The sequence below is a fragment of the Flavobacterium resistens genome (genome assembly GCF_900182645.1).
GTDB classification, from domain to species: Bacteria; Bacteroidota; Bacteroidia; order Flavobacteriales; family Flavobacteriaceae; genus Flavobacterium; species Flavobacterium resistens.
Window position 1 is genome coordinate 41,329 of record NZ_FXTA01000006.1, and the last position, 17,236, is coordinate 58,564.

Annotated in this window: 14 protein-coding genes; 13 read left to right on the forward strand and 1 reads right to left on the reverse strand. The window is 33.7% G+C overall.

Annotated features, from left to right (window positions below; translation table 11 throughout):
- Positions 1-51: 51 nt before the first annotated feature.
- The 9 genes from FN795_RS19295 (at position 52) to FN795_RS19335 (ending at position 8,672) form a co-directional block, all read left to right on the forward strand.
- Positions 52-288: a hypothetical protein gene (locus FN795_RS19295; protein WP_142452124.1), complete on the forward strand. Its 237-nt coding sequence runs from the start codon at positions 52-54 to the stop codon at positions 286-288.
- Entirely contained in the window at positions 275-655 is a 381-nt protein-coding gene (locus FN795_RS19300) for a YchJ family protein (protein WP_142452125.1), read from the forward strand. Before FN795_RS19295 ends, FN795_RS19300 begins: the two co-directional genes overlap by 14 nt.
- Positions 656-761: 106 nt before the next feature.
- Entirely contained in the window at positions 762-1,880 is a 1,119-nt protein-coding gene (locus FN795_RS19305) for a vWA domain-containing protein (RefSeq protein ID WP_142452126.1), read from the forward strand.
- A gap of 155 nt (positions 1,881-2,035) precedes the next feature.
- The gene (locus tag FN795_RS19310; protein WP_142452127.1) at positions 2,036-3,499 is read left to right on the forward strand and encodes an AAA family ATPase; all 1,464 of its coding nucleotides are present in this window, start codon (positions 2,036-2,038) and stop codon (positions 3,497-3,499) included.
- A 142-nt stretch (positions 3,500-3,641) separates the two neighbouring features.
- Entirely contained in the window at positions 3,642-4,235 is a 594-nt protein-coding gene (locus FN795_RS19315) for a 2OG-Fe(II) oxygenase (RefSeq protein WP_142452128.1), read from the forward strand.
- Positions 4,236-4,291: 56 nt separating this feature from the next.
- The gene (locus FN795_RS19320) at positions 4,292-4,672 is read left to right on the forward strand and encodes a hypothetical protein (RefSeq protein WP_142452129.1); all 381 of its coding nucleotides are present in this window, start codon (positions 4,292-4,294) and stop codon (positions 4,670-4,672) included.
- A gap of 45 nt (positions 4,673-4,717) precedes the next feature.
- Entirely contained in the window at positions 4,718-5,572 is an 855-nt protein-coding gene (locus FN795_RS19325; protein WP_142452130.1) for a DMT family transporter, read from the forward strand.
- A gap of 441 nt (positions 5,573-6,013) precedes the next feature.
- Positions 6,014-7,300, forward strand: a complete 1,287-nt coding sequence (locus FN795_RS19330) for a Glu/Leu/Phe/Val family dehydrogenase (protein WP_244290007.1) — start codon at positions 6,014-6,016, stop codon at positions 7,298-7,300.
- Positions 7,301-7,448: 148 nt separating this feature from the next.
- Positions 7,449-8,672 carry a sterol desaturase family protein gene (locus FN795_RS19335; RefSeq protein WP_142452131.1) on the forward strand — a complete coding sequence of 408 codons (1,224 nt, stop codon included), beginning with the start codon at positions 7,449-7,451 and terminating at the stop codon, positions 8,670-8,672.
- A gap of 157 nt (positions 8,673-8,829) precedes the next feature.
- Here FN795_RS19335 and FN795_RS19340 read toward each other — a convergent pair whose 3' ends face one another.
- A complete protein-coding gene (locus FN795_RS19340; RefSeq protein ID WP_142452132.1) occupies positions 8,830-10,428 on the reverse strand; it encodes a DUF6377 domain-containing protein in 1,599 nt (532 codons plus the stop codon).
- Between the two features lie 484 nt (positions 10,429-10,912).
- On the opposite strand from FN795_RS19340, the gene FN795_RS19345 reads away from it, so the two are divergent.
- From FN795_RS19345 to FN795_RS19360, 4 genes are read left to right on the forward strand one after another with little or no spacing between them, the layout of a single operon-like run.
- The gene (locus FN795_RS19345; RefSeq protein WP_142452133.1) at positions 10,913-11,434 is read left to right on the forward strand and encodes a DUF5004 domain-containing protein; all 522 of its coding nucleotides are present in this window, start codon (positions 10,913-10,915) and stop codon (positions 11,432-11,434) included.
- An 8-nt stretch (positions 11,435-11,442) separates the two neighbouring features.
- Positions 11,443-12,525: a hypothetical protein gene (locus FN795_RS19350; protein WP_142452134.1), complete on the forward strand. Its 1,083-nt coding sequence runs from the start codon at positions 11,443-11,445 to the stop codon at positions 12,523-12,525.
- A gap of 29 nt (positions 12,526-12,554) precedes the next feature.
- Positions 12,555-15,569: a SusC/RagA family TonB-linked outer membrane protein gene (locus FN795_RS19355; RefSeq protein ID WP_142452135.1), complete on the forward strand. Its 3,015-nt coding sequence runs from the start codon at positions 12,555-12,557 to the stop codon at positions 15,567-15,569.
- A gap of 25 nt (positions 15,570-15,594) precedes the next feature.
- Entirely contained in the window at positions 15,595-17,097 is a 1,503-nt protein-coding gene (locus tag FN795_RS19360; protein ID WP_142452136.1) for a RagB/SusD family nutrient uptake outer membrane protein, read from the forward strand.
- Positions 17,098-17,236: the final 139 nt, after the last annotated feature.

Here is a 17,236-nt window from a genome sequence, read left to right on the forward strand (position 1 = left end):
TCAAGTTGTTGGAACGAAAACCTGAAACCTGAAACTTGAAACAAAACAACAATGAATACAAAATTTGAAACATTAAAAGCAGACGTTCAGGAAATCATTGATTTGATAGCTGCAAAAAACGACAGAGAAGCAAATAATAAATTGCTTGAAGTAAGCGAAACATTAGACGAAATGATTGATTTTGCTGAAGAAGATGAGGAAGTAAGAGAAATCAGCCGTTATCAGGTTTTGCTAAATCAGCTTCATGTGAAAATTAACGGAGAAGAGCAGGTTGATGGCGATGCATAAATGCTTTTGTGATACAGGATTATTGTTTGAAGATTGCTGTGGATTGTATCTTCAACAAAATCAAAAAGCACCAACCGCTTTAGCGTTAATGCGTTCAAGATATTCGGCATACGCAGCACACAACGCGGATTATCTTTTAGAAACCACTTATATTTCTGAAAGAAAATATTATTCAAAAGCTGAAATTCTGAAATGGGCAACAGCGAACAAATGGCAAAAATTAGAAATTCTGAGTTTTACTGAAAACACTGTAGAATTCAAGGCTTATTTTTTAGATGCCAATCAAAAACCGCAAGTTCATTATGAATTCTCAACTTTTAAATTTGAAAATGACGCATGGTATTATGTTGATGGAAAGTTTGAATAATTAATATATCTAACACTGTTAGTCCTTAATTTTGGTTAGATATTTTAACTAAAAATTAATAAACGTTTCGTTTTTCATAATTCTAAAAAGATGTAATTTTAAAATTATGAAAAACGAATTTAAAAAAGGTTTTTATTTTAAGTCGTACGAAGCCCCATTTCAGTCTCCGTTTGAGAAACTTTTTGGTATTTTCAAAGAGCTGATCACCCATACTTCGGGAGATTTTGACGAAGCAATCAACTGGCTTCGGGAGCTAGACAAGGAATATAAACTGACCGACGAGAACTACACAATCGATGATTTTATCGAAGATTTAAAAAAGAAAGGTTATATAAAAGACGAAGTCAAACAAGATGGTTCAAATGGCTTTGGAATAACAGCTAAAACAGAAAGAGCAATTCGTCAGCAAGCTTTAGATCAGATTTTTGGGAATTTGAAACGTTCCGGAAATGGGAATCATAAAACAAAACATGCCGGAAGTGGAGATGAACATACGGGGGAATTCCGTGAATTTAATTTTGGAGATGGTTTAGAGCGAATTTCGTTGACCGAGAGCCTTCGAAATGCTCAAATCAACAACGGCGTAGAAAGTTTCATGCTGACAGAAAATGATTTGGTTGTTGAAGAAACTCAGTATAAAGCACAAATGAGCACGGTTTTAATGATAGACATTAGCCACAGCATGATTTTATACGGCGAAGACCGAATCACACCGGCCAAAAAAGTAGCGATGGCTTTAGCTGAATTAATTACAACACGTTATCCAAAAGACACGCTTGATATTTTGGTTTTCGGAAATGATGCCTGGACAATTCCAATTAAAGATTTGCCGTATTTGCAAGTTGGACCTTATCACACAAATACAGTTGCCGGACTTCAATTAGCAATGGATATTTTACGTAGAAAGCGAAATACGAATAAGCAAATTTTCATGATTACGGATGGAAAACCAAGTTGCGTTCGTGAGCGTGATGGTTCTTATTATATGAACAGTAACGGTCTTGACGAATATATCGTGGATAAATGCTACACGCAGGCACAACAAGCCAGAAAATTACATATTCCGATTACGACTTTCATGATTGCAAACGATCCTTATTTACAGCGATTTGTGAATCATTTCACTGAAGCAAATCAGGGAAAAGCATTTTACACCGGAATAAAAGGTCTTGGTGAAATGATCTTTGAAGATTATGAAACGAATAGGAAAAAAAGAATTAAATAAAAGTTCTAAGTTGCTAAGATTCTAAGGAGCTGAGGTTTCTTTTGGTACGTGCCAAATATAATAGAGACACACTGTTGCGCCTCTACGCATGTGGTGACAAATATTGTTCATCAAAATCATAAACAAAAACAATTCAAATTATACATTTCAACAAAATGGAAATAAACAATATAAAAACTTTAGGTCAATTAAAAGCCTCTGGATATAAAAGCACAAGCATTAAGGATGAATTGCGAAATAATCTTCGTGAAAAAATAAAGTCAGGAAAACCTGTTTTTGAAGGCGTTCACGGTTTTGAAAACACAGTAATTCCCGAATTAGAGCGTGCCATTCTTTCTCGTCATAATATCAATTTATTAGGACTTCGCGGACAGGCGAAAACGCGTTTGGCGCGCAAAATGGTAGAATTGCTGGATGAATACATTCCGTTTGTTGCTGGTTCAGAAATTAATGATGATCCGTTGAATCCAATTTCAAGATTTGCTAAAGATCTAATTGAAGAAAAAGGCGATGAAACTCCAATTTCGTGGCTGCACAGAAATGAGCGTTTCTTTGAAAAACTAGCAACACCTGATGTAACTGTTGCCGATTTAATTGGTGACGTTGATCCAATAAAAGCAGCGAATTTAAAATTATCATATGCAGATGACCGCGTGATTCATTTTGGAATGATTCCGAGAGCCAACCGCAGTATTTTTGTAATTAACGAATTGCCCGATTTACAAGCCAGAATTCAAGTAGCATTGTTTAATATTCTGCAAGAAGGCGATATTCAAATTCGCGGATTTAAATTAAGAATGCCTCTTGATATGCAGTTTGTATTTACTGCAAATCCAGAAGATTATACTAACCGAGGAAGTATTGTAACGCCTTTGAAAGATAGAATTGGTTCACAAATTTTGACACATTATCCAGAAACAATAAAGATTGCCAGAACTATTACAGAGCAAGAAGCGAAACTAGATGAAAGTCAAAGTGAAGTGGTTTATGTACCAGGTTTGGCAAAAGATATTTTGGAACAAATTAGTTTTGAAGCGCGCGAAAGCGAATACATCGATAACAAAAGCGGTGTTAGTGCCCGAATGAGCATTACAGCTTTTGAAAATTTAATTAGCACAGCAGAACGCCGTGCATTAAAATCAGGAGTAGATAAAACGGTTTTACGCTTGTCTGATTTTATGGGAATCATTCCGGCGATTACTGGAAAAGTTGAATTGGTTTATGAAGGAGAGCAGGAGGGAGCGGCTGTTGTGGCGCAGTATTTAATTGGTTCTGCAATCCGAACTTTATTTCCTGAATATTTCCCTAAAATTGAAAAATTAGAAAAACCCGGTGAAAAAACACCTTATTCTGATTTAATCGAATGGTTTTTTGCAGAAAGTGGTTTTGAATTATTAGACGATGCTTCAGATGCAGAATATAAAGCTATCTTAGATGAAGTAACACCGTTAGATATTCTGCTTAAAAAATATCAGCCTGAACTGGACAAAAAAGACCAATACTTTGTCAAAGAGTTTGTTTTATGGGCATTGGTAGAATATAAAAAATTGAGCAAAGATCGTTTTGCAACTGGACATCAGTTTAAAGATATGTACGGAAGTTATATTAGTAAATTATAAATTGATAATTGATAATTGTAATCTTTAAACCCGACAGATTTTTAAAATCTGTCGGGTTTATTATTTTTAAAAACAGGATTACCAATTTTAATTAGTCTACCTTGCTGCGTTGGCTGTATTTGCAGTTTTTCCCAAAAAAGAAATGGATGATAGTTTCGAAGATTTAATAGCAAGTTACGTAGAGAATAAAATTGGAATATCAGAACGTTTTATGAGTGATGCTTTAGCAGATAATCTCAAACAAAATTTAATCAATTTAAATAATGAAAGTCTGCTATTGACAGCAGGAATAGGGAATTCTGAGAAGTTTGCTCTAGACGGAACCATTAGAAAAGATGTAATTTACTGGCTTGATAAAAAGCATAATAATGTTTTCGAAAATGAGTTTTTTGACATAATTGATGCTTTCGTACTTTATTTAAACGAAAGTTGTTTTGCCGGAATTACGGGTTACGAGTTCCATTATTCTTTATACGAAAAAGGCGATTTTTATTTAAAACATCTCGATCAATTTAAAAATAATTCGAGTCGTAAATACTCAATGATCAGCTATCTAAATAGTAATTGGAAAGAAAGTGATGGCGGAGAATTAATGATTCACCAAAACAAAAGTCAGCAGAAAATTTCGCCAGTTCAGGGCAAAACGGTTTTCTTTAAAAGTAATGAATTGGTTCATGAAGTGCTAGTAACTCAAAATACCCGAATGAGTATTACAGGCTGGCTAAAAAGCGATTAAATTTTTCACATTAAAATATCTAAATAACTATTTTTGATTTCAAATAAGAAGTTAAAATGACTAGTAAATATATTTTAAAGCTTAATAATGAAATTATTGGTTATACAAAATTTGAATTTTCTGATGTTCCAATGGGAGTAATTCATGGAAAAGTTATATTGGAAGGAATTGAATCTCCCTATAATTTTTTTAAAGACCATTGCACTAAATTTGACGTTCAGATAAATTCAGATTATCCCGAAGATGAATTTATTGCTACTGTTATAATACCTCAATTAGAGGTATTTCTAGAAAATGGTAAAAAGTTGAAAGGCTGGGGTGGATCAATTTCTGGCGTTGGAAAAGATGATTTTGAAATCCAATTTTGTGGAATTACTTCTGAAGTAATGCAAACCGAATTTAATCACCATTTCTTGAAATATTATAGTAAAAAATAAAACATCGGATGGATAAACCTTATTTTTGCAATCAAAATTCAATTTATGTTATTTCTAGTTTTAAGTATTCTATGCAGTGTTACAGTTGGTGTTATCTTCAAAATCACCCGTAAATACAATACAAATGCAATTCAAATCATTACTTTCAATTATGTAACAGCATTATTATTATGCTATTTTACTTTTAGTCCAAATATTATTGAAGTTCATGCAGATGCACCTTGGAATATTTATGCTGCAGTTGGTGTTTTGTTACCAATTGTTTTTCTGTTTTTGTTTTTTTCGATAAAACATATGGGAATCGTAAAAACAGATGCGGCACAACGATTGTCACTTTTTATTCCAATAATTGCTGCTTGGCTTATCTTTAAAGAAGAATTTAATTCTTATAAAGTTATAGGACTGGTAATTGGGTTTGTAGCGCTTTTATTCATCTTAAAAAAGCAATCTGGAAACAATGAAAATAAGTGGATTTATCCAGCTGTAGTGTTTTTGGGTTTTGGGATAATCGACATCCTTTTTAAACAAATAGCACTTTACACGGCTTTGCCATATACAACGTCATTATTTATGGTTTTCGATATTGCATTGGCAGTATCATTATTGATTGTGATATATGATGTGGTGCTGAAAAAGGAAAAACTTCAAGCAAAAAATATTCTTTTTGGAGCTTTGGTAGGGATGTTTAATTTCGGGAATATCTTGTTTTATTTAAAGGCGCATAAAGCTTTCGCAGAAAATCCTTCAACAGTTTTTGCGGGAATGAATATGGGAGTCATTATTTTAGGAAGTCTCGTTGGTCTGCTTTTTTTCAAGGAAAAACTATCCAAAATTAACTTCATCGGTATCTTTTTAGCCTTAATTGCCATTATTTTTATTGTTTTCTCACAATTAAACTGATTTTCTTTAATAGTATAAAGCCTTAATTTACAGTTGTTTTTAAAATATTTTGAAAAGTTTTTAAAATAAACTCTACTAATTCGATAGAATTTATAAAATATATTTATAAATTTGTCTCAACAATGAAAAACTATAGTCTAAATATCATCCCGTTTATGTGCAGCTTGACGATGTGCTGCATGTCAAACAATGCGATGAAATGGCGTTAATAGAGAAAGTACTTGTTAGTTATTTTTTTTTTAGCCTTTCATGCACCAATGAAAGGCTTTTTTTAGAACTATTAATAACCATATATATGAGATCAAATAGAAATACAAATATTATGATGCATTGCTGCTTGATGAAAATTCCTTGTTGCACTTGTAGTTACTGCCGATTTTATTTCATGAGTTTATAATATGATGCCCCAAATCAATAACTAAAATTTTAAAACTTAAAAAGATGAGTTCAGAAATTATAAAACAGAATCCGTTTCAATCGATGATTGATCGTTTTAATATAGCAGCCGATATTCTTAATCTGGAAGAATCAATAAGGCTGAAACTGCAACGTCCTGAAAAACAAATTGTAGTGAATTTTTCAATTACACTAGATAATGGAAAACAGCAAAATTTTGAAGGATATCGCGTCATTCACAATACGGCATTAGGCCCTTCAAAAGGAGGAATTCGATATGATACCGCCGTAAATCTTGACGAAGTGAAAGCTCTTGCGGCATGGATGACTTGGAAATCGGCCGTGACGGGAATTCCTTTTGGAGGAGCAAAAGGCGGTATTATTTGTGATCCAAGAACACTTTCTAAAACCGAATTAGAAAGAATTACAAGAGCTTATACAAAAGCCTTAGCAGATATTTTTGGCCCTGAAAAAGATGTTCCGGCACCCGATATGGGAACTGGACCAGACGAAATGGGCTGGCTGATGGATGAATTTTCAATAGTACACGGGAAAACAATTCACGCGGTGGTTACAGGAAAACATTTACATTCGGGCGGTTCTTTAGGAAGAGTAGAAGCAACAGGAAGAGGCGTTAGCATTATAACTTTATTGGCGCTTCAAAAATTAAAATTGAGACCGGCAAGATCAACGGTTGCAATTCAGGGTTTTGGAAATGTTGGATTGCATTCGGCTTTATTTTTATTCGAAAAAGGATTGAAAGTAGTTGCGGTGAGTGATGTTTCTGAAGCATTTTATAATCCTGACGGAATCAATATTCCGGAATTGATTTTGTATTATAATCTAAATAACAAAAGCATAAAAGGTTATCCAAATTCGGTTGCAATTAAGCACGAAGAATTATTGCTTTTAGATGTCGATGTTTTGATTCCGGCAGCAAAAGAGGATGTAATTACGCAGAAAAATGCGGCAGCTATTCGTGCCAAAATTATTGTGGAAGGCGCAAACGGACCAGTTTCATCTGATGCTGATAAAATCTTGCATGAAAATAACGTTTTGGTCGTTCCAGATATTTTAGCAAATGCTGGTGGCGTTACGGTTTCTTATTTTGAGTGGCTTCAGAATTCGCTTTTAGAATCCTGGAGAATTCACCAAATTAATACACGCCTTGAAGATATTTTAGAAAAAGGTTTTGAAACGGTTTTCAGAACAGCATTAAAATATAATGTTACACCGAGAATTGCGGCTTACATTCTTGCTTTGCAAAAAGTAGCAGACACGCAATCTGTTAAAGAAGTAGCTTTGGAAGCTCCAAAATTCAAACAAAATTAGAAATTGGTTCTAAAAGATAAAGATCATTTTTGATAGTTGATATCATTTTGAAAAGTAAAAAATGAGATGACTTTTGAAAAGATCTTTATCTTTAGTTTTATAACGAATTGTATTTTAGTTTTATAAGAATAAAAAGAAATAAAAAAAAATGGAACACATTAATTTTCTTGCTTTCGCAATGCCGGCTTTTTTTCTGTTTTTGTTTTTAGAATATAAGTTGGCTCAGCACAAAAAAAGACCAGAAATTTTTAACTACGAAAGTTCGGTTTCAAATATTAGTATTGGTATTGCAGAGCGTTTAATTAATTTATTTATTGCAGCAAGTTTTTATCAGCTGTATTATTTTATTTATAATAATTACAGACTTTTTGATATTCCGAGTAACGTTTTAGTTTGGCTGGCACTTATTCTCGCGACTGATTTTGTTTGGTATTGGTACCATCGATTGGGACACGAAGTAAACTTTTTCTGGGCCGCGCATATTGTTCATCATCACAGTGAAGAATTTAATTTTACGGCCGCAGCCAGAATCACTACTTTTCAGGCTATAGTGAGAACTGGTTTTTGGTGCATACTTCCTTTTGTTGGTTTTCACCCAACAATGGTTATCACCATGCTGATTGTTCATGGCGCTTATTCTTTTTTTACACATACACAGATAATCGGCAGAATAAAATGGCTGGAATATGTTTTTGTAACGCCTTCTGTTCATGGCGTGCATCATGCTTCAGACGAAAAATATCTGGATAAAAACTACGGCGATATGTTTACCTTTTGGGATCGTATTTTTGGAACTTTTCAGGAAGAAGAAGAAAAACCAAAATACGGTTTGACGCATCCATTAAAAAGCTACAGTTTCCTTTGGCAGCATTTTCATTATTATTTTGAAATATATGAATTATGGAAACGCTCAAAAGGTTTTAAAGCAAGATGGAAAGCTGTTTTTGGAAGTCCCGCACACATGGATCAGGACATTCGCCCGATATTAGAAAAGCGTTTTTTGCAGGACAAAAGCAATCCGCATCAGCGGTTGAGATTTCGAAATTATCTTTATATCCAGCTTGGGATCTGTACTTTGATCTTAACTGCTTTTACTTATTATTTTGATTTACTAACTACGCTCGATAAAGTTTTTGTTTTGTCGGTTATCATCATAACATTAATTAATTGTGGTGCGTTGTTGGAACAGCGAAAATGGATTTATTATCTGGAATACGCTCGTATTTTTATGATTACAACTTTCTTTTTATACGAAGAGAATTTGACTGTATTCTTCTTTATTCCGCTTGCGGTAATGATTTTTGCAGAGCAATTATTTTCGCTCAGCAGATATTATCAAAATATGATTTTGCAGTTAGAAACTTCGGAATGACATTAGAGCAAAGAACCAAGATAAAAGAAAAGCGACATCTAAAGTGTCGCTTTTCTTTTTGATTAGTTTGTCATTTCTCGTTCCTCGAAAGGACAAACAGTATGGGGAACTTTGGTAAAAAAAACTTAGTACCTTAGAAGCTTAGCATCTTAGAACCTTAAATAGTTTTTATCGCCATAATTTTCTCTTCAAAAGTATCTTTAAAGTCAGATTTGCTTTTAATTCTGGTTTTGTAGGTATAAATGGTAGCTACAGAAAGTTCCAGAAATTCTGCCATTTGATTGCTATCCTGAATTCCTAATCGGTATAAAGCAAAAATTCTTAATTCGGTGTTTAAAAGTTCACCTTTTTTGACAATGCATTTGTGGTCATTTGGAAACAAATGATTAAAATCAGTTACAAAAGTTGGGAATAGTTTAAGGAAAATTTCATCGAATTGGTGAAATAAATTTTCACGTTCTTCTTTGACATTATAGCGTTTTAAACTCGCAATAACTTCATCGGTTTTTTTGGTGATGATTTTATGGAGCGTACTTTTTTGAATATGGTCAATCTTATTAATGAAAGCCGAAGTTGCTTTAATAAAATACGTAATATATTCTTCTTTGATCGCATTTGCCTCGCTTAAACTAATGTTCATTTCCTGAAGCTGCGCATAAGACGAAGCCATTATTTTTCTGGCTTTATTTCTTTCTTTTAATTGTTTGAAGATAATAATCGAAAACAAAACAATAATAAAAGTCAATATCGTCAATAGAATAATGATTCTCTCCAGTTTGTCATTTTTCTCTTTTACATTATTCAATTGCGCTTTTTCGATAATAGGTAAAATCGACGAAATTTCAATTTTGCGATGTCTGGCATTGTAGAAAGTCGCGTCATCCATTGCAATATTGATATATTCATTGGCTTTGTCCAAATACCCCATTTTAAAAAGTTCATTGGCAAGATTTCGGAGCGCAACTGTTTCTTTTGTAGCATTTTTGACATCGGCGATTGCAGCAAGCGCCAGATATTGAATCGCTTTTTTAGTATAACCTCTTTCGGAATAAATATAACCAAGACTTGAAGTCGCAATGCCATAATAATCGGGTGGAAGATTATAATTATTGATCCAATAACTGAAGGCAAATTCGGCACCGCGCCAATCTTGTTGTTTTAGTCTTTTTAAGCTTTCGGCTGCCCAATATTCGTTGGTATTAGTTCCAATTAATTCTAAAGCTTTTTTCAGGAAATGATTTCCTTGCTGTACATAATGAATATTAAAACGTTGATCTTTATTATAATCGGCTAAATCGTAATACGCTCGGGCTTTAATATTGTAGTATTCGAATTTGTTTCTTGAATCCAGTTTTTGGTCGTCAACGACATTCAAAGTATCAATTGCCTCCTTGAATAATCCAGATGAAAGAAGTACAAAACCTTCCTTAATTCGGCTTTTGGCCAAAAATTTAGGATCTTTTAAAACAATCGCTTTGATTTTTGCTTCTTCTAAATAATAATAAGCCGAATCATATTTAAACGATTTATATTCATCAAACAATGACATATAAGTATTGTAAAGCTGTTCATTGTTCTGACTTACTGTAAATTTTGATACATTTCTTTTTAAAGCTTCAATTTTTCGATATTTCTGTTTTAAGTAAACATCTTTTTTAAGAAGCACTTTATCTAATTCTTCTAAAACAGGATTTGTCTCTTTCGCAGTTAGAGAAAAACCTACAATAAAAAAACATAGAATGAAAATTCTCTGCATGGTTTTGTGTTGGTTTAGGGTAAAAAATCTTTTTTTTGGTTTGTTCGAGTTAATTCGTTTTTTAATTCGGGATAAGCTTGAGCGGGCTTATTAAACAACTTTCAGTTTTTTAAAACTTCTTTGTTACAGAGCTTTAAAATGTGGTTAAGCATTCAAAAATAAGACATTAATGTTAAAAGCAGTCTAATTATTTGCAATTATACAATAAAAACCAATTATATATATGCATAGTGAAAAAAATATCGCTTTTAATTTTCATATTGTCATATTTACCATCATTTAATAGCATATTTTCATCTAAACAGCATCTTGATTTTTTGAATTACAAAAATAATTTAAAATATTGATTATTAGGTATTTATGTTTAAAAATGTTTCGATTATATCTTGATTTTTCTCAGACATTTTTTTTTAGATTTATTTAACATCTAGTTTCGTTCTGTCTTTTATGAGACAGAAAAACTAACAAACAAACCACAAAATTTATGAGATGTAAAAGTATTTATTGGTTAGCTGTTGTTATGGGTTTAATGGCCACTGGCTGTGATAACACCGACGACGGAAGCTCCGTTGATCCAATTACCCTTTATGAGAAAGTACAAGGAAATTGGGGATTAACGAATTTGAAAATGGTTGATGAAGTTGCGAAAGCAAACAAAGTCGAACCAAACGAAGAAAACTTGAGTACGTACTTTAATTACGAAGATTTTAAAATCAAATTCAACGTAGATGAAAAGAACCAGCCAACAAGTTATGAAGTAACAGGAAATGTTCCTCCATTATTCGCTCCAAAAGGCTACTGGGCATTAAGTTCAGATTTTCAGCCAACTAATTTGGGCGTAACAAAAATCTATTTGTACAGTGATGTTCAGAAAACGCTAAAAACAGATGAGCTTAAATTATCATCAGTTCCGGGAAGCAATGAAGAAATGGAATTCCAATTAATTCATTCTTCTGGAGGTTCTCCGTTTGTGTCTTACGTGTTTAAATTAAATGCTATTAATTAAAAAGTAATATGAAAAAATTTATATATACAATTTTACTTGCCCTTTTGATGGCTCCTAATTTTACGCAGGCACAAGAAGCCGCTGGAGCTGTAGGCAGTATGTCATCATTTCCTGTAGTTTACAAGTATGATGAAAAAGTGACTTGGTACTTTGATCTTTCAGGAACCACTTTTGCAGAGACTGAGGATGTTTATATTTGGATTTGGTCGCCATCTGAACCAGATGCTGGGCATTGGGAAAACTCTTCAGATTTTGCTAAACTTAAATATGAAGGAAATAAAATCTGGAGTTTTACTTTGACTCCAACACTTTATTTCTCTAAAACACCTGATGAAATTGCAGCAAGCGCTGGATTTTGGTTTCGTTTGAAAAACAAAAATGGATCAAAACAAAGTGATGTAGCGAATATGCCTTATACTGATTTTTCTTCTTTCTATACGGCAAATGAATTAATCAGATCGTATCCAACAAAACCTTTGATTGATAAACCGGTAAGTATTTTATTCAATTCGAATTTAAAAGATGGTTTTGCAGGAGTTCCAAGTGTTCATTTTCATTCAGGATTAAACAATTGGGCTGTTTTACAGGAATATCAGGCATGGATTCCAGAAGTATCTGAAAAGACAAAATTGAAAGATCTTGGAAACGGTTTTTACAGAATGGATTTGATTCCGCAGCAATATTACAATCCGCCAGCAGGTTTTGTTATGGAAAATATTACTTTCCTAATGGTTGCGAAAGACTGGACGACTAATTCTGGCGACCAAATTATTTATGCAGGAGAATTTATTCCGCCACCACCGCCAAGTTTTAGTTTTTTCCCATCGGTTATCAGCCAAAAAGATTTTCTTGGAATGTCAAGAAAAAATAATGAAGTGGGTGTAAACAAACTTATTTATACCATCACGGCAGGAAGCAAAACAATATCTGGTGAGTTTACAGGAGGTACAGCTGAAATAAAAGGATTTGTCAATTTAGTTTCAGAATTAAATGGTGTTCAGGGTTTAAGTGAGATTCATGTTTTGGTAAAAGACAACAAAGACAAAACAATCTCTGATACTTCTATACCTCTTAAAACTTTAGACAAATAATTCTCTATCAAATTAAAACATCAATTCTAATGAATAGTAAAAATAAAAAAATAGTCCTGCATCAAATGTGGACTACTAAAACTGCAGTATTCATGATTTTCATGCTTTTTCTTTCGGCAGGAATGTTTGCTCAGGAAAAAAAGCAGGTATCAGGAACTGTGTATGACAATACAGGAACTGTATTGCCGGGCGCTTCGGTAATTGAAGTGGGAACAAAAAATGCAACCACAACAGATTTTGACGGAAAATTTACTTTGACGGTAGCCGTAGGAGGTTCGATTGAAGTTTCATTTATTGGATCAACAAATCAGAAAATACAAATTACTTCTGCAACTAAAAACCTTGATGTTCGTTTACAAAATGACGGTTATCAATTAGCCGAAGTTCAGGTTGTAGCTGTTGGTTACGGAACTCAAAAGAAATCTGATTTAACTGGAGCAATTTCAACTGTAAAAGCTGATGATTTAGTAAAAGGAACTATTTCATCTACAGAACAGGTTTTGCAAGGAAAAGTAGCAGGTTTAAATGTTATTCGTCCTTCGGGTGATCCTGCAGCAGGCTCTACATTGCGTTTGCGTGGAGGAACTTCTTTAACTGCGAGCAACAATCCTTTAATTGTAGTTGACGGAATTGCTGGTGTTGATATCAACATAGTTCAGCCTTCTGATATTAAAACGGTTGACGTTTTGAAAGATGCTTCTGCAACTGCGATTTATGGTTCAAGAGGAGCAAACGGAGTTATCATTATTACTACAAAATCAGGAACAAAAGGAGTTTCGGTTACGTATAGCGGATTATCAAGCATTGGTTATGTAACTGATAATTTAGATTTATTATCAGCAAATCAATGGAGAAATTATGTTCGCCAAACTAATAATAAAGATGCTGTAGATTATGGTGCAAATACAAACTGGCAAAAAGCAATTGAGCAGACAGCTATTTCACAATCACATACTTTAACTATTAATTCGGGTAAAGCTGACAGCGGTTTCAGAACTTCACTTTCATACTTAAATAATGAAGGAGTAATTAAGAATTCTGGTTTAGAAAGATTAAGCGGAAACATTAGCGCTTATCAATATCTGGGAGACAATAAAGATGTAAAATTTGACACGGGATTATTTGCTAATATCGATAAATGGCATCCAGTTGATTACAGAATTTTTGAATATGCTTATAACTTGAATCCGACAATTCCGGTTTATACGCCAACTGGAGAATTTTCATCTGTAGCACTTAATCAATACTTTAATCCAGTTGAACTTTTGACAAACAGAACTGTTGATAATGAAAGACACAGACTTTTAGGTTATTTTAAAACGGAAGTTAAATTTTTGAATGATTTCTTGGCTGTTGCTAATATTTCGTTGGAGCATAATGCAGTTAAAGGAGGCACTTATAAACCAAGTTATGCTGTTCTAGAAGGAGCTACAGAAGGCGGTTATGCTCAAAGAACATATGCTGAATACACCAATGCGCAAGGCGAACTTTATGTGAATTACAATAAAGTAATCGACAAACATACTATCAGCGCACTTGCAGGATATTCTTATTTAGAGAATATTTATCAAGGTTTTGGAGCACAAAGAAGTGGTTTTGTAACGGATGCTTTTAGCTATAATAATTTAGGTGCAGGTTACAAATATCGTTTAGGCGATGTGTATTCGTATAAAGGAAAATCAAATTTGGTTTCATTTTATGCTCGTGCAAATTATTCTTATGACGGAAAATATTTGCTGACTGCAACAGTAAGAAGAGACGGTTCAAGCCGTTTTGGAGAAAACAACAAATGGGGAACTTTCCCGTCAGCTTCTGTGGCTTGGAAAATTTCAAATGAAGGATTTATGGATTCGACAAAAGGCTGGCTTGACAATTTAAAATTGAGAGTTGGTTATGGAGTAACAGGTAATCAAGACGGAATTGGAGAGTACAAATCGCTTTCTATTTTAGGAGTTGGAAACGATAGTTACTACGATCCTATTACAGGAACTTGGAGTTTGGCTTATTCACCACAGCAAAATCCAAATCCGGATTTGAAATGGGAATCAACTAAACAATTAAACATTGGTTTTGATTTTACACTTTTCAATAGAATTTCGGGTTCATTTGAATGGTATTCTAAAAATACGGAAGATTTATTATACACTTACGAAGTACCTCAGCCACCTTATTTAGTTGGAACTATGTTGGCAAACGTTGGTGAAATGTCAAACAAAGGAGTTGAGCTTACTTTGAATGCTGATATCATCAAAGGACCAAAATTCAATTGGAATGCTAATTTGACACTTGGGCACAACGTTCAAAAAATCGAAAAATTATCGAATCCAACGTATAAAACAGATGTTATTTACAGCGGTTCTTTACACGGTTTAGCAGGTATGTCTGGACAATATTCTCAAATTATTGCTGAAGGTTATCCTGTTGGAACTTTCTGGGGATTCAGAAATGCTGGGCTTGATTCAACTGGAAAAATTCAGTACTATAACAAAGCAGGAGATGTTGTTGCAGAAAGCGCTTTAGTAGATGATGATAAAACAGATTTAGGAAATATTCAGCCAGATTTGACATTAGGAATCGGAATGAATTTTACATACGGAAATTTTGATCTTGGAATCAGCGGTTACGGAATGTTTGGCCAAAAAGCATTAAACGCAACAAACATGATGCTTAATGATCCAACAAGATTGCCAGCTTATAATGTTCCAGATGATTTCTTAGGAAGCGGAATAACATCTTCTCCAAAATATTCAGATTACTGGATTGAAGATGCTTCTTTCTTCAGACTTCAGACCGTTTCTTTTGGTTATACGATGCCTCTTGGCTTGCAAAAAAAGTCAAAACTTAGAATTTATTTAATGGGAGAAAATCTTGCTGTTTTCACAAGTTATAAAGGTGTTGATCCAGAAATTGGCTTAAATGCGCAAAACGGCGTAAACGGTGTTATTGACCAAACAGGTTTAGCATCTCCGGGTATCGACAGATATAACAACTATCCTAGACCAACAACAATTTCTGTTGGATTAAATTTCTCGCTGAATAACTAAGCGAATTAACTCAAAAATAGAACAAATGAAAATCAAAATAACAGCAGCAATATTGATAAGCATGCTTTTTACGATATCATGTACAGATTTAAGTGAAGACTTATATGATAAAGTAGAGGATGGAAATTTTGGAAATACTTCCAAAGAAGTTGATGCATTAGTTGGAGGGGCTTATTCTTCTCTGAGAGGATTCGCTGACGGAATATCAAACAATTACCCAACTTGTGAATATGTATTCTTTTTAACTGAAACTGTTTCTGATGAAGCTACAATTCCTACCAGAGGAACAAACTGGTACGATGGCGGACAATATCAGGATGCTCAAAAACATACTTGGAAAGCGGATAACCGAATGATTCTTTCGGCTTGGCGTTACAATTATACCGGAATTGCAAAGATCAACTCCATCATTTATCAAATCGATAAATCGTCTTTGTCTGATACTGCAAAAGCTCCGATTTATGCTGAATTAAAAGCTTTAAGAGCATACTATTATTACAATCTTTTAGATTTATTTGGAAATGTGCCAATTGTAACCAACTTTGAAGACACTTCACTTCCATCAAATTCTACAAGAAAACAAGTATATGATTTTGTTGAAAAGGAATTGACAGATGCTCTTCCGCATTTAAATTCAAATGTGGTGTATTCTAAAATGACTAAAAATGTAGCGTATTCTTTATTGGCAAGATTATATTTAAATTCTGAAGCTTTTATCGGAACAGCACGTTGGCAGGATTGTTTGAACATGTGCCAAAAGATTTCTGGTTATTCATTAACGCCAGATTTCTTTGCCAATTTCGCTACAGAAAATCAAAAATCACCTGAAATCATTTTTGCAATTCCTTACGATTCAAAAGCAGGAACTGTTGGAAACTACATGAATTCAATGTCTTGCCACTACTTGCATAAATTGACTGTTTCTGCAACTGCCGATTATCCTTGGAGCGCAAACGGAATGTGTGCACAGCCAGGAGTATTCTCAGCTTTTGCTGATACTGACAAAAGAAAAAAATGTATGGTTGCCGGAGATCAGATCAATAAAGCTACAGGACAAGTGATCATTATGGATAGCGGTGAAAAGTTAACTTATACAGAAGAAGTTACTAGTGTAGCCGATGCTAAAGAAAATCAAGGAGTACGTTTAGGAAAATATGAAATGAAAGAAGGTGAACAGTGGGAACGTGATCACGATTTAGTGGTAATTCGTTATGCCGAAATCTTAATGATGCAGGCAGAATGTTACGTTCGTTTAGGATCTCCTGATTTGGCAAAACCATTCTTGCAACAAGTAACAGCGCGTGCAGGTGAAGAAATGCCAGCAACAATTGATCTTCATTTTATTGATCAGGAATTACTTAAGGAATTTACTTTTGAAGGAAGAAGAAGAACAGATAACATTCGTTTTGGAACATTTTTCTTGCCATGGTGGGAAAAAGGAACGACTGAAAAATACAGAGCTATTTTCCCAATTCCAAGTACCGTTTTAACTACAAATAAAAACCTAAAACAGAATCCTGGGTATTAGGTTATTGAATGTCAGTCTTCCATGTTGGTTAGTCGTGGAAGGCTGACATATTTTTAAATCTGGATTATTCTTAGGTATAAATCATGGGAATATTATTAAACACATAGAAACACAGATTTTATGTGTAGGCAAAGAATAT